Source organism: Streptomyces sp. NPDC017225 (genome assembly GCF_044331465.1).
GTDB lineage: Bacteria > Actinomycetota > Actinomycetes > Streptomycetales > Streptomycetaceae > Streptomyces.
In genome coordinates this window covers 13,550-29,005 of record NZ_JBIRNE010000023.1, presented here as the reverse complement: position 1 = coordinate 29,005, position 15,456 = coordinate 13,550, and the positions used below count along the sequence as shown (strand labels likewise).

Below are 15,456 nucleotides of genomic sequence, written 5' to 3'. Positions count from 1 at the left end.
GAGGGAACCGGAAGGAATTCGAATGAGTGGTGCAGCCACCGGCATCGCCGTCATCGGGATGTCGTGCCGCTTTCCCGGTGTGCACGACGTGGACGCCTTCTGGCGCCTGCTGCTCGACGGCGAGTCGACCTTCGGCACGTTCCCCGAGCACCGGACGGTCCCGGACCGCACGCCGCACCCGGACGCCGCGACCGTGAACTCCGGGTCGTTCCTCGACGCCGTCGACGCCTTCGACGCGGAGTTCTTCGGCACGCCCGCGGCGGAGGCGGCCGCCATGGACCCCGTGCAGCGGCTGGGCCTGGAGCTGGCCTGGGAGGCCGTCGAGAACGCCGGCGTCCCGGCGACCGCGCTCGCGGGCCGCGAGGTCGACGTCGTGGTCGGCGCCGGCCCTTCCGGGTACGAACTGCTGCGCAGACTCTCCGGCAGCGACAGGGACGACCACTACGCCGTCCTCGGGTCGGGCGGCTCGCTGATCGCGAACCGGATCTCGCACCTGTTCGACGTGCGGGGCATGAGCCTGTGCGCGGACTCCGGTCAGTCCTCCTCCCTGGTGTCACTGGCGCTGACCTGCGAGCGGATCCGCGGCGGCGCGGTCGACATGGCGCTCGCCGGCGGTGTGCACCTGATCGCCGACCCGGAGGCGGGACTGGGCCTGGCCAACCTCGGCGCCCTGTCGCCCGACGGCCGCTGCCACCCCTTCGACGCGCGCGCCAACGGCTTCGTGCGCGGTGAGGGCGGGGCGTTCGTCCTGCTCAAGCGGCTCGACCGGGCCGTCGCCGACGGCGACCACGTCTACGCGGTGGTCCGCGGCTGGGGCGTCGGCAGCGGCGGCGCCTCCTCCCGGATGCCGGACCCCAGCCCCACCGGGCAGGCGGCGGCCGTGCTGTCCGCCCTGAAGGCCGCGGACGTCACCTTCGACGGTGTCGACTACGTCGAGGCGCACGGCACCGGCACCCGGCGCGGCGACCCGGCCGAACTCGCCGGTCTGCGCGAGGTGTCCCGGCACACCGGCCGCGGCCGCCCCCTGGTGATCGGCTCGGTGAAGGCGAACGTCGGGCACCTGGAGCCGGCCGCCGGGATCGTCGGCTTCGTGAAGGCGGCGCTCTGCCTGGACCGCGCCCACCTGGTCCCGCATCCCGGCTTCCGGTCCCCGAACCCCGACGTCCCCGGCTTCCAGGAGGACTTCGAGATCCTGAACACCGCGCGCCCCTGGCCCGACACCCCCGACCGGCCGCGGCGGGCCGGAGTGACATCGGTCGGCATGGGCGGCACCACCGCCCACGTGATCCTCGAACAGGCCCCCGAGACGCCGGCCGGACCCGAGCCCGAGGACCGGGCGCCCGGCGTCCCCGCCGCCGTGCCGTGGGTGCTGTCGGCACGTTCCGAACCGGCCCTGCGGCAGCAGGCGGCACGGCTGCGCGACCGCGTGACCGCGGACCCCTCGCTGACGGCGGCCGATGTGGGGCACTCGCTGGTGACGACGCGGACGGCGTTCGCGCACCGGGCCGTGGTGCTCGGCGCCGACCGCGAGGAGGCGCTGGCCGGTCTCAACCTGGTGGCGGCGGGCGGCGGCGCGGCCCGCGCCGTGCGCGGGGTGGCCGGCGGGCCGGCGGGGCCGGTCGTCCTCGTCTTCCCCGGCCAGGGCTCGCAGTGGCTGGGCATGGGCCGGGAGCTGTACGCGCAGTCGGAGGTCTTCGCCCGCGCGATCGACGACTGCGCGCAGGCGCTGGAGCCGTGGCTGGACTGGTCCCTGCCGGACCTGGTGACCGGCGCGCGGTCGGCGCCGTCGCTGGAGCGCGGGGACGCCGTGGTCCAGCCGGCGCTGTTCGCGATGATGGTGTCCCTGGCCCGGGTGTGGCGGTCGCTGGGTGTCGTGCCCGACGCGGTCGTGGGGCACTCGCAGGGTGAGATCGCCGCGGCGTGCGTGGCGGGCGCGCTCTCCCTCGAGGACGCGGCCCGGGTGGTCGCCCTGCGCAGCCGGGCGCTGACCGCGCTGGCGGGCCTCGGCGGGATGAACGCGGTCGCCGCGCCCCTCGCCGAGGTCGAGGAACGGCTGACCCGGTGGCCCGGGCGGCTGTCCGTGGCCGCGGTCAACGGGCCCGGCTCCGTGGTGGTCTCCGGAGATCTGGAGGCACTCGACGAGTTCGCGGCCGAGGCCGCCGCCGACGGGGCGCGGGTGCGCCGCGTCAGGATCGAGTACGCCTCCCACTCCCACCAGGTCGAGCGCATCCGCGACCAGGTGCTCGCCGCCGCCGCGGACGTGACGCCGCGGCGGACTCCGGTGGAGTTCCACTCCACGGTCACCGCGGGGCGGCTCGACACCCGCGTCCTGGACAGCGCGTACTGGTACGACAACCTGCGCTCGACGGTGCGGTTCGGCGAGGTCGTCGGCGCGCTGATGCGGGAGCGCGGCGGTGTGTACGTGGAGGTCAGTCCGCATCCCGTGCTCCAGGTGGCGATGGAGGAGACCGCCGACACGCTGGCGAGCCCGCCCCTGGTGGTGAACACCCTGGACAAGCATGACGGCGGCGCCGCCAAGATCCTCGCGTCGGCGGCCGAACTGCATGTGCGGGGTGTGCCGGTGAGCTGGGAGACGGCGTTCGCGCCGGCCCGGCCGCGCCGGATCGGCCTGCCCGCCTACCCGTTCCAGCGGCAGCGGTACTGGCTGACCGCGCCGGACGACACCCCCGCCCCGGACACGACCTCCGCGGGGCCGGACCTGGCCTCGGAGGCGTCGGTCCGCGCGCTGGTGTGCGCCGAGACGGCGGCACTGCTGACCGCGAAGGACGCGGACCTCGCGGGCGTCGACCTCACGTCGAGGTCGGGCGAGACCTTCAAGGCCCTGGGGTTCGACTCCTCGATGGTCGTGGCGCTCCGCAACCGGCTCACGGCGGTGACCGGAGTGCGTCTTTCGGCCACCGTCGCCTTCACCTACCCCACGCCGCGGCAGCTCGCCCAGCACCTCTTCTCCCTCCTGACGCCGGCGCGGCCCGGCCCGGCGGAGACGGTGCCGGGAGCAGCACGGAAGACGGCAGCGAACACGGCAGCGAACACGGCAGCGAAGACAGAGCAGGAGACAGTGCCGGATGAGCGCCCGGAAAGTCGTAGTGATGACGATCTGTACGCATTGATCGACCGTGGATACGTGTAGCAACACCGTTCGTCTCAGCAACCGTTAGGGGGAGGCCCTGGTGGAGGATGTCGACAAGCTCCGGTCCTATCTGCGTCGCGCCGTCGGTGACGCGCAGCACCTGCGTGAGCGTGTGCGCGAGCTGGAGGAGTCCGCGCGCGAGCCCATCGCGGTCGTGGGTGTGGGGTGTCGCTTCCCGGGTGGGGCGACGTCCCCCGAAGGGCTGTGGGGCCTGGTGTCCGACGGCGTGGACGCGGTGGGCGACTTCCCGTCGGACCGCGGCTGGGACGTGGAGGCGCTCTACGATCCGGACCCCGAGGCGCACGGGAAGACGTACACCCGCTCGGGCGGGTTCCTGCACGACCTCCCCGAGTTCGACGCGGAGTTCTTCGGCATCAGCCCGCGCGAGGCGCTGGCCATGGATCCGCAGCAGCGGCTGATGCTGGAGACGTCGTGGGAGGCGCTGGAGCGGGCGGGCATCGACCCGGCAGGGCTGCGGGGTTCGGCGACCGGGGTGTTCACCGGGATCTACGGCGTCGACTACGGCCCCCGGATGGGCGGCGGGGCGGCCGGCGAGGTCGAGGGATTCACGCTCACCGGCACCTACCTGAGCGTGGCCTCGGGCCGGGTGGCGTACACACTGGGCCTGCACGGTCCGGCGGTGTCGACCGACACCGCGTGCTCGGCGTCACTCGTCGCCGTCCACCAGGCCGTGCGGTCGCTGCGGTCGGGGGAGTGCACCCTGGCGCTGGCCGGTGGAGTGTCGACGCTGCCGACCCCGGGGATGTTCGTGGAGCTGTCCCGGCAGCGGGGCCTGTCCGCGGACGGGCGGTGCAAGGCATTCGCCGAGGCGGCCGACGGCACCGGTTTCTCCGAGGGGGCGGGCGTACTGGTCCTGGAGCGGCTGTCCGACGCGCGGCGGGCCGGACGTCGCGTCTGGGCGGTGATCCGGGGATCGGCGGTCAACCAGGACGGCGCGTCCAACGGGCTGACCGCGCCCAACGGTCTGGCGCAGCAGCGGGTCGTCCGGGCGGCCCTGGCCGACGCGGGACTGACGGCCCGTGAGGTGGACGCCGTGGAGGCGCACGGGACCGGCACGCGGCTGGGCGACCCGCTGGAGGCGGAGGCGCTGCTGGCCACCTACGGGCAGGAGAGGGACTCGGCCGGCCCGCTGTGGCTGGGGTCGCTGAAGTCGAACATCGGCCATACGCAGGCGGCGGCCGGTGTCGGCGGCATCATCAAGATGATCATGGCGATGCGGCACGGGGTGCTGCCCCGGACGCTGCACGTCGACCGCCCCTCCACGCACGTGGACTGGTCGGCCGGGGCGGTGGAACTGCTCACCGAGGCCCGGGAATGGACCACGGAGGCGGGCCGGCCCCGACGCGCGGGCGTGTCGTCCTTCGGCATCAGCGGCACCAACGCGCACCTGATCCTGGAGCAGGCCCCGGAGCCCGCCCAGGCCGCCGACGCTCCCGAGCCGTTCCAGGCGCCGGAGCCCGCCCAGGCCGCCGACGCTCCCGAGCCGTTCCAGGCGCCGGAGCCCGCCCAGGCCACCGACGCTCCCGAGCCGTCCCGGGCCCCGGAGCCCGCCCAGGCCACCGACGCTCCCGAGCCGTCCCGGGCTTCTGACGCCTCCGAGGAGCCCGGCCCCGCCCAGGCACCCCAGGCCCTTCGTGCCGCTCAGGCCCCCGAGGCTCACGAGCGGAACAGGCCCCCCTCCCGTGAGACCGACGTGGTGCCATGGGTGCTGTCGGCGCGCTCGCGGCAGGCGCTGCGCGAGCAGGCGCGGCGGCTGCGCGACCATGTCGCCGCCGACCCCGCCCTGCCGGTCGCGGACGTGGGCCACGCGCTGGTGACGACACGGTCGCTGTTCGAGCACCGCCAGGTGGTCGTCGGCGCCGACCGGGAGACCCTGCTCGCCGCCCTCGCCGCCGTGGCCGCGGGCGAGGAGCCCGGCTCCGCCGCCGCGGTGTCCGGCGTAGCGCGGCCCGTCGGCAGGACGGTCTTCGTCTTCCCGGGCCAGGGGGCCCAGTGGGCCGCGATGGGCCGGGAGCTGTGGGAGACCTCCCCCGTCTTCGCCGAGCGGTTGCGCGCCTGCGCCAAGGCGCTGGAGCCGTGGGTGTCCTGGTCGCTGGTCGACACCGTGTGCGGCGGACCGGACTCCGCCGACCTGGAGGACATCGCCGTCGTCCAGCCGGTGCTGTTCGCCGTGATGGTGTCCCTGGCACGGGTGTGGCAGTCACTGGGCGTGGTGCCGGACGTCGTGATCGGCCACTCCCAGGGCGAGATCGCCGCCGCCCACGTCGCGGGCGCGCTGACCCTCGAGGACGCGGCCAGGATCGTAGCCCTGCGGTCCCGGCTCCTGGCCACCGTCGCCGGACAGGGCAGCATGGCCGGGATCCTGCTGCCCGAGCAGCGCGTGCGGGAGCTGATGGCGGGCCAGGAGTCCCGGATCGGGATCGCCGCCGTGAACGGGCCCCGCTCCACCACCGTGTCGGGCGAGACCGGGGCGGTCGAGGAGCTGGTCGAGGCCTGCCGGGCCGAGGGCGCCCGCGCGCGGCTGATCAAGTCCAGCGTCCCCGGCCACTCGCCGCTGATGGACCGCTTCGCCGAGCGGCTCCCCCGGGAACTGGGCCGCGTCACCCCGGCGCCCACGCCGGTCGAGATCTACTCCACGGTCACCGGCGGCCCGATCGACCCGACGGCGCTGGACGCCGCCTACTGGTTCCGCAACCTGCGCGAGCCGGTCCAGTTCGCGGCGGCCATGGGGCGCCTGGTCGAGCAGGAGCCCGACGGCGCGGTCGTCGAACTCAGCCCGCACCCGCTGCTCGTGATGAACATCCAGGAGATGTTCGACACCACCCCCGGCGCCACCGGCTTCGTCGTGGGCTCCCTGCGCCGCGACGAAGGCGGCCTCGCCCGGCTGTACCAGTCGGCGGCGGAGGCCTTCGCGGGAGGCGTCGAGGTGGCGTGGCGGGCGGCGTTCCCCGGCCGGGACGGCCGTTGGGCCGAGCTGCCCACGTACGCCTTCCAGCGGCGGCGCTACTGGCTGAACACCCCTCAGGAGACCACCACCGGCGCCACCTCCGACCATCCGCTGCTCGACGCCGTGGTCGACCTGCCCGCCGACGGCGGGCCCGGGGGAGTGGTCGCCGGCGGACGCCTGTCGCTGGAGCGCCACCCCTGGCTCGCCGAACACGTCGTCCACGGCGCCCACCTGGTGCCGGCGACCGTACCGATGGAGCTGGCGGCGTGGGCCGCGCACAAGGCCGGGTACGACACCGTCGGCGAACTCACCCTGGAGACCCCCCTGGTGCTGTCCCGCACGGCCGAGCGGGAGATCCGCGTCGTGCTCGACGGCACCGGCACCGTCGGCGTGCACTCGCGCGGCGAGGGCGAGAGCGAGTGGACGCGCAACGCCGTCGGCACCGTCGGCACCGCGGCACCCGCCGAGGACGGCCTCGTCGCATGGCCCCCGCCGGGCGCGGACCAGGTGCCGTTCGAGGAGGAGTACACCCGGCTGTCCGACCTCGGCTTCGGCCACGGTCCCGTGTTCCGCGGCCTGAAGGCGGTGTGGCGGCAGGGCCAGACCCTGTTCGCGGAGGTGGAACCGCCCGCCGTCGGCGGCGCCGGCCAGGACCGCTTCCGGATCCACCCGGCGCTGCTGCACGCCGCGCTGCTCCCGGTCGGCCTGGGCCGGCTCGTCGACACCTCCCGCCCCGAGGGCTGGCTGCCGTACCGCGCCACCGGCATCCGGCTCGGCTCCGCCCGTCCGGCCGCGCTGCGCGTCCGGCTCGCGCCGGCGGGCGAGAACACACTGTCCGTGACCCTCGCCGACGAGCGCGGCACACCCGTCGGCGGCATCGCGTCGCTGACCCTGCGTCCCGCGGACGTCGAGCGGCTGACCGCGCTGAGCTTCGACCACCAGGACGCGTTGTTCCGCCCGGACTGGACACCTGTGCCCGCCCCGTCCGAGGCGACGGCCGCTCCCTACGCGGTGCTGGGCACGCCCGCGTTCCCGGCACCGGACACGGCGGTCGTCGCGGGCCTCGACGAACTCACCGCCGGCGGCGGTCCCGTGCCCCCGGTCGTGATCGCCGCCGTGGACCGCGCCGACCCGGACGGCGCGGACACCCCCGCCGCCGTCGAGCGCGCCCTGCACCAGGTGCTGCGCTGGACGCGCACCTGGCTGTCCGACGACCGCTTCGCCGAGTCGCGGCTGGTCGTCGTGACCCGGGGCGCGTTCCACGACGGGCAGGTGTCCCGCCCGGACCCGGCGGCAGCCGCCGTCTGGGGATTCGTGCGCAGCGCGCAGACCGAGAACCCGGGCCGGTTCACGCTCGTGGACACCGACGACCGGCCGGCCTCGTGGGACCTCCTGCCGGCCGTGACCGGAACCGGGGAGGCCCAGCTCAGGATCCGCGCCGGCGCACTGGACGCCCCCCGGCTGGCCCGCGCCGACGCCGGCGCACGGGCCGGAGCCGGGGACGTACCCGCCCTCGGCTCCGGAACGGTGCTGATCACGGGCGGCACCAGCGGCCTGGGCGCGCAGCTCGCCCGGCACCTCGTGGACCGGCACGGTGTGCGCCGCCTGCTGCTGACCAGCAGGCGGGGACCGGCGGCCCCGGAGGCGGCCGGGCTGGCCGCGGAGCTGACCGGAGCGGGCGCGCACGTCGACATCGAGGCCTGCGACGTCACCCGCCGCGACTCCGTCGCCGCGCTGCTCGCCGCCGTACCCGACGAGCACCCGCTGACGGCGGTGATCCACTGCGCCGGTGTGCTGGACGACGGTGTCGTCGAGGCGCTGACCGAGGACCGCCTGGACGCCGTCCTGGCACCGAAGGTGCGCGGCGCCTGGCACCTGCACGAGCTGACCCGGTCGCTGGACCTGTCCGCGTTCGTACTGTTCTCCTCGGTCGCGAGCGTCCTGGGCACCGCCGGACAGGCGAACTACGCGGCGGCCAACGCCTTCCTCAACGGCCTCGCGGACGCCCGCCGGGCCGACGGGCTGCCCGCCACCGCGCTGTGCTGGGGCTTGTGGGCCGAGCGCAGCGAGATGAGTGCCGGCCTCGACGCCACGGACCTCGGGCGCCTGCAACGGCAGGGCGTGCTGCCGATGTCCTCGCGGGAGGGCCTCGCGCTGTTCGACACGGCGGTCCTGGTGGACGACGCGCCGGTGCTGGTGCCCGCCCGGCTGAACCTCGCGGCCCCGCGGACCGGCCGGCTGGGCTCCCCGCTCCTGCGCGGCCTCACCGGGACGTCCGCCGCGGCAGGCGGCCCGGAGGGCCGGGAGACCGCGGACGGCTCGCTCGCGGACGACCTGGCGTCGTTGCCGCCGGCCGAGGCCGAGGCGGCGCTGCTCGACGCCGTCCGGGCCCGGACAGCGACCGTCCTCGGTCACGCCGACCCCACGCGGATCGGCCCCGCCGTGGCGTTCAGGGAACTGGGCATCGACTCGCTCACGGCGCTGGAACTGCGCAACAAACTCGCCGCGGTGACCGGTCTGAAGCTGCCCGCCACCCTGGTGTTCGACCACCCCAACCCGGGCGCCCTCGCCCGGTTCCTGACCGGGAGGATCACGCCCGGCGACACGGCCACAGGGCAGTCACCGGCCGCCCACCTGATCAAGGAGATCGAGCAACTGGGCGTCCGGCTCCAGGACGCCTTCCCCGACCTCGCGGCTCAGGAGCGGACCACCGTCTCCACGCTGCTCGGTGAACTCCAGGGCCGGGTCCGTTCGATGGCGAGCGCCGGAGCACCCGTCGGCATCGCCGACCAGATCGGTTCGGCCTCGGCGGGAGAGCTTCTCGCGCTGCTGGACAAAGAGCTCGGCTAGGGAGAGCCATGACGAACGACAACAACGCCGACGTTCTCGACTACCTGAAGCGGACGTCGATCGAACTGATCGAGACCCGCGAGCGCCTGCGGGAGCTGACCGACGCCGCCGCCGAGCCCATCGCGGTGGTGGGCGTCGCCTGCCGCTTCCCGGGCGGGGCGGCGTCCCCCGAGGAGCTGTGGGAGCTGGTGCGGTCGGGCGCGGACGTCGTGTCGGACCTCCCGCGGGACCGCGACTGGGACGTGGAGAACCTGTACGACCCCGACCCCGACCGGCCCAACAGCTGCTCCGCCCGCGCGGGCGGGTTCCTCTACGACGCGGGCGACTTCGACGCCGAGTTCTTCGGGATCAGCCCGCGCGAGGCGCTGGCCGCCGACCCGCAGCACCGGCTGCTCCTGGAAACCTCCTGGGAGTCCCTGGAACGCGCCGGCATCGACCCGCACGCGCTGCGCGGCAGCGACACCGGCGTCTTCGCGGGCCTGGCCTACTTCGGGTACGGCAACCACTTCTTCACCCCCGAGGCCATCGCGGGCTACGCGCAGACCGGCTCCCTGCTGAGCGTGGCGTCCGGGCGGGTGTCGTACGCCCTGGGCCTTCAGGGGCCGGCGGTGTCGACCGAGACCGCGTGCTCGTCGTCGCTGGTGGCGGTGCACCAGGCGGTGCAGTCGCTGCGGCAGGGAGAGTGCGGCCTCGCCCTGGCCGGCGGCGTCACCGTCATGGGGACCACGCAGGTGCTGCGGGAGATGACCCGGCAGCGGGGCCTGGCGGAGGACGGCCGGTGCAAGGCGTTCGCGGACGCCGCGGACGGCGCCGGCTTCTCCGAGGGCGTCGGCGTGCTGGTCCTGGAGCGGCTCTCCGACGCGCGGCGCAACGGGCGCCGGATCTGGGCGGTGATCCGGGGCTCGGCGATCAACCAGGACGGCGCGTCCAACGGGCTGACCGCCCCCAACGGCCCGGCGCAGCAACGGGTGATCCGGGCGGCGCTCGCCAACGCCCGGGTGCGGGCGGCCGACGTGGACGTCGTCGAGGCGCACGGAACCGGCACGACGCTGGGCGACCCCATCGAGGCCCAGGCGCTGCTGGCCACCTACGGGCAGGAGAGGGACCCCGGCAGGCCACTGTGGCTGGGTTCGCTGAAGTCCAACATCGGCCATGCCCAGGCGGCGGCCGGCGTCGGCGGCATCATCAAGATGATCATGGCGATGCGGCACGGGACCATGCCCCGCACGCTGCACATCGACCGCCCCTCGACCCACGTGGACTGGTCGGCCGGAGCGGTCGAACTGCTCACCGAGGCCAGGCCGTGGCCGAGCACCCCGGGCCGGCCCCGGCGCGCGGGCGTGTCCGCCTTCGGCGTCAGCGGCACCAACGCGCACATCCTCCTCGAAGAGGCCCCCGAGGACGAGGAGGCTCCCCACACCGCCGGGCAGATGCCCGGCGCCCTGGTGCCGTGGGTCGTCTCCGCGCGCTCGGAGCAGGCGCTGCGCGCCCAGGCGCGCAAGCTGCGCGGCCTCGCCGCCGCCGACCCGGACCTGGACCTCGCCGACGCCGGGTGGTCACTGGTGTCCGGCCGGGCCCGGCTCGAACACCGCGCCGTGGTGCTCGGACATGACCGTGACGAACTGCTCGGCGGCCTGGCGGCGCTGGCCGAGGGCGAGGAGTCGGCCGCGGTGGTGCGCGGCGTCGCCGGGGAACCGGGCGGTTCCGTCTTCCTGTTCCCCGGCCAGGGCTCGCGGTGGGCCGGCACGGCGGGCCCGCTGTACGAGGCCTTCCCCGTCTTCGCCGAGGCCCTCGACGAGGTGTGCGCGCACTTCGACGCCCACCTCCCCTTCGCCCTGAAGCCGCTGCTGCTCGCCGCCGAGCCCGCGGACCGCGAGCGGACGGACGTCGCGCAGCCCGCGCTGTTCGCCCTCCAGGTCGCCCTCTACCGGCTGCTGACCCGATACTGCCCGGCGCCGGACCGCCTGATCGGCCACTCCGTCGGCGAGATCGCCGCCGCGCACGTCTGTGGAGCGCTCGGCCTGGACACCGCGACCCGCCTCGTGGCCGCCCGCGGACGGACCATGCAGACCGTCACCGAGCAGGGCGCCATGCTGGCCGCACGCCTCCCGGAGGCCGAGGCGACCGCCCTGCTCGGCGCGTACGACCGGGTCGGCCTCGCCGCCGTCAACGGCCCCGAGTCGATGGTGTTCTCGGGCCTGCGCGAGCAGGTCCACGCCCTGCGCGACCGGCTCCTGGCCGACGGCGGGTCGGCGAAGCTCCTGCCGGTCGACCACGCCTTCCACTCCCCGCTGATGGAGCCGGTCCTGGACGACTTCGCGGCCTCGCTCGGCGAGCTGCCCGCCGTCGAGCTGCCCGCCGGCGAGCCGACGATCCCCGTCGTCTCGACCCTGCTGGGCCGTGAGGCCACGTCCGAGGAGCTGACGTCCGCCGCGCACTGGGTGTGTCACGTCCGCGAACCCGTCCGCTTCCACGACGCGGTGGAGCACGCCCGCGCGGCCGGCGCGGACGTCTTCGTCGAGGCCGGCCCGGGCGCCACCCTCACCGGCCTCACCAAGGACGCCTTCGCCACAGCCGGCGTCGACGACGTGCTCGTCGTCCCGGCGTCCCGACGGGACCGCGAGGCTGCCCCGGCACTGGCCGGCGCACTGGCCGCACTGCACGTGCGGGGCGTCCCGGTGGACTGGTCCGCGCTGTTCGGGACGCGCCGGCAGGTGGACCTGCCGACGTACGCCTTCCAGCGGCAGCGGTACTGGCTGGACTTCCTGGCCGGGACAAGGCCGGCGGACGTGGCCTCGGCCGGACTGGCGGCGCCGGACCACCCGCTGCTGGGCGCCGTGGTGGACCACCCCGGCACCGACGAGGTCGTGTTCACCGGCCTGTGGTCCCTGAGGACGGACGACTGGCTGGCCGGCCACATGGTGTTCGGCGCCGTCGTCGTACCGGCGACGGCCTATCTGGACCTGGCCCTGACGGCGGGCGGGCACGTCGGGTGCGCCACGCTGGAGGAACTCGCCCTGGAAGTCCCGCTGATCCTCCCCGAGACGGGCGACGTGCAGGTGCGGGTCGTCGTCGGCGCGGCGGACGGGACGGGGCGCCGCTCGCTGGAGGTGTACTCGCGTCCCCGCGAGGACGCCCGGACCGTCGGCGGCTGGACCCGCCACGCCCTGGGCGGCCTGGCACCGGGCACCCCGCCGGCCGGCGACGCCGCCCGTTCGCTCGCCGTCTGGCCACCGGCCGGCGCGAGCCGGCTCGCCCTCGACGGCCTCTACGACTCCTTCGCCGACGCCGGGTTCGACTACGGCCCCGCCTTCCGCGGCCTGCGGGAGGTGTGGCGGCACGGCGACGACCTCTTCGCCCTCGCGACCCTCCCGGAGAGCGCCGGGACGGGCGCCTTCGCCCTGCACCCGGCGCTGCTGGACACCGTGCTGCACGCGTCGGTGGCCGGCGGCGTCATCGAGGTGACGGGCGAGCGGGGCCGGATGCCCTTCGCGTGGGCCGGCGCGCACCTGTCCGGCGCGTGCGGACCGACCGTCCGGGTCCGGCTCACGCCGGCCGGCGAGGACGCCGTGTCGCTGACCGTCGCCGACGAGGACGGCCGCGAGATCGCCTCCGTCGCCTCGCTGACGTTCCGCCCGGCCGGCGCCGAGCAGGTGCGCTCGGCGCTCGTCGGGCGGCAGAGCCCGCTGTACGAGGTCCAGTGGCGGCCCGCTCCACGGAGCCGGCCCGCCGGCCGGCCCGGCCGGTGGGGCGTCGTCGGCGCGCGCGCCGGCCTGGCCGCCCGGCTCCTGCGGGCGGGCGGCGACCGCGCCGTGTCCTACGCGTCCCTCGACGAGCTCCGCCCCGGGGACGCCCCCGCGCACCTCGTCCTGTGCCCGGACGACCACATCACCGGCGAGCCCGATCCGCTCACCGCCGTCGGCGCCGCCGACCGGCACGTCCTGGACCAGGTCCAGCGGTTCCTGACCGAGGAGGCGTACGCCTCCTCCACGCTGGTGGTCCTCACCCGCCTGGCCCTCGACACCGGCGCGGGGGAGCACGTGGAAAGCCTCCCCGGCGCGTCCCTGTGGGGCCTGGTCAGGTCCGCCCAGACCGAACACCCCGGCAGGTTCCGGCTGGTGGACATCGACGACGAGGAGACCTCCTGGGCGGCCCTCCCGGACGCGCTGGCCCTCGGCGAGGAGCAACTGGCGCTGCGCGACGGTACCTCCCTCGTCCCCCGCCTCGCCCCGGCCACGCCCGCGGACCAGCGGCTCCAGGACCCGCCGGACGGCGCGTACCGGCTGGGCATCCCGGACAAGGGCACCCTGGAGAACCTGACCTGGGTGCCGTGCCCCGACGCCGAGGCGCCCCTGGCGAGCGGACAGGTCCGCATCGCCGTCCAGGCCGCCGGACTCAACTTCCGCGACGTCACCATCGCCCTGGGCCTGGTGGACCGCACGGCCATCGACGCCGGCATCGGCAGCGAGGGCTCCGGCGTGGTCCTGGAAGTGGCGGACGACGTCACGGCCTTCGCGCCCGGCGACCGGGTGACCGGCATCTTCACCGGTGCCTTCGGCCGCGTGGCCGTGGCCGACCACCGCCTGCTCACGGCCGTCCCCGACGGGTGGAGCCACGCCGAGGCGGCCTCCATGCCGAGCACCTTCCTCACCGCCTACTACGCGCTCTTCCACGTCACCCGGCTCGAGAAGGGACAGCGGATCCTCATCCACGCCGCGGCCGGCGGCGTCGGCATGGCCGCCGTCCAGCTCGCCCGGCACGTCGGCGCCGAGATCTACGCGACCGCCAGCCCCGCCAAATGGCCCGTCCTGCGCGGCCTGGGACTGGACGACGCGCACCTGGCGTCCTCCCGCGACCTGGAGTTCGCCGACACGTTCCTGGCCGCCACGGACGGCCGGGGCGTGGACGTCGTCCTGAACTCCCTCGCGCACGCCTTCGTCGACGCCTCGCTGACGCTGCTGCCCGAGGGCGGACACTTCATCGAGATGGGCAAGACCGACATCCGCGACCCCCGCCAGGTGGCCGCCGACCACCCGGAAGTGGCGTACGACGCCTTCGACCTGTACGCGGCCGGGCCCGACGCCATCCACGCGATGTTCCGCGACGTCATGGCACTGTTCGCCGACGGGCGGGTGCGCCTGACGCCGGTTTCCGTCCGCGACATCCGCGACGCGCGCGGGACGTTCCGTGAGATGAGCCAGGGCCGCCACGTCGGCAAACTCGTCCTCGACGTCGGCGGCGGCTTCGGCGGCGGCACCGTGCTGGTCACCGGCGGCACCGGGGGAGTGGGCTCCCTGGTGGCGCGGCACCTCGTCACCGGGCACGGGGTGCGCTCCCTGGTGCTGGCGAGCCGCCGGGGGGCGGCCGCCGACGGGGCCGACGCCCTGGTCGCCGAACTTCGGGACGCGGGCGCCGAGGTCCGCGTCGTGGCCTGCGACATCGCCGACCGGGCCGCCGTGGCGGACCTGCTCGCCGACATGCCCCCGCGGTATCCGCTGACGGCCGTCGTGCACGCGGCGGGTGTACTGGCGGACGGCACCGTGGAGTCGCTGACGGCCGAGAGCGTCGAGCGGGTGCTGCGGGCCAAGGCCGGCGGCGCGCTCGTCCTGCACGAACTGACCCGGGACCGCCCGCTGACGGCGTTCGTGCAGTTCTCCGCCCTCGCGGGCACGCTCGGCACCGCCGGACAGGCGAACTACGCCGCCGCCAACGCCTTCCTGGACGGCCTGGCGGCGCGGCGCAGGGCGTCCGGCCTGCCCGGCACCTCGCTGTGCTGGGGCTGGTGGGAGCAGAGCAGCGGCATGACCGGGGATCTGGACGAGGCGGACCTCGTGCGGCTGCGGCGGATGGGCATCGCCGCGATGCCCACGCCCGAGGCGCTGGCCCTGTTCGACGCGGCGTGTGCGAGCGGCAAGGCGGTCCTCGTCCCGGCCCGGGTGGACGTCGCCGCGCTGCGCGGCAGGACCGACGCGGAACTGCCACCGCTCCTGCGTGGCCTCGCCGACCTCCGCCGCCCCCGCCGCGACCAGGCCGGGGGCACCGGGGACGACGGCCGGCGCGACCTGCCCGCCCTGCTGGCCGGCGTGCCGGCCGACGAGGCGGAGACGGCCGCCCTGGACTGGCTCCGCGACCAGGTCGCCCTCGTGCTCGGCTACCCCTCCGGCGCGTCCGTCGACGCCGAGCAGGCGTTCACCCAGCTCGGCTTCGACTCGCTGACCTCGGTCGAACTGTGCAACCGCCTGGCGTCCCGGACCGGACTGCGCCTGCCGACCACCCTCGTGTTCAGCTACCCGACGCCTCGCGAGCTGAGCGACCACCTCGTCGGCCTGCTGCGCCCGGCACCCGACACCGCCACGGCGACCGCGGCCGACGCCCTGACCGCGGCGGACGCACTGGCCGACGCGGACACCCTGGCCGAGGCGGAGGAGCTGTCCGAACTGGACCTGGACGCACTGGTCGACCTGGCTCTGGAAGAGAAGAGGTAAGT

3 protein-coding genes are annotated in these 15,456 nt (G+C 75.4%); all 3 read left to right on the top strand.

Annotated elements, in window-relative coordinates:
• Positions 1-22 precede the first annotated feature (22 nt).
• From ACH4NX_RS33270 to ACH4NX_RS33260, 3 genes are read left to right on the top strand one after another with little or no spacing between them, the layout of a single operon-like run.
• Positions 23-3,151, top strand: a complete 3,129-nt coding sequence (locus tag ACH4NX_RS33270; protein ID WP_398129928.1) for a type I polyketide synthase — start codon at positions 23-25, stop codon at positions 3,149-3,151.
• 40 nt (positions 3,152-3,191) lie between these two features.
• Complete coding sequence (locus ACH4NX_RS33265; RefSeq protein ID WP_398129929.1) at positions 3,192-8,969, top strand: SDR family NAD(P)-dependent oxidoreductase; 5,778 nt, start codon at positions 3,192-3,194, stop codon at positions 8,967-8,969.
• Positions 8,970-8,977: 8 nt separating this feature from the next.
• The gene (locus ACH4NX_RS33260; protein ID WP_398153376.1) at positions 8,978-15,454 is read left to right on the top strand and encodes a type I polyketide synthase; all 6,477 of its coding nucleotides are present in this window, start codon (positions 8,978-8,980) and stop codon (positions 15,452-15,454) included.
• Positions 15,455-15,456 lie beyond the last annotated feature (2 nt).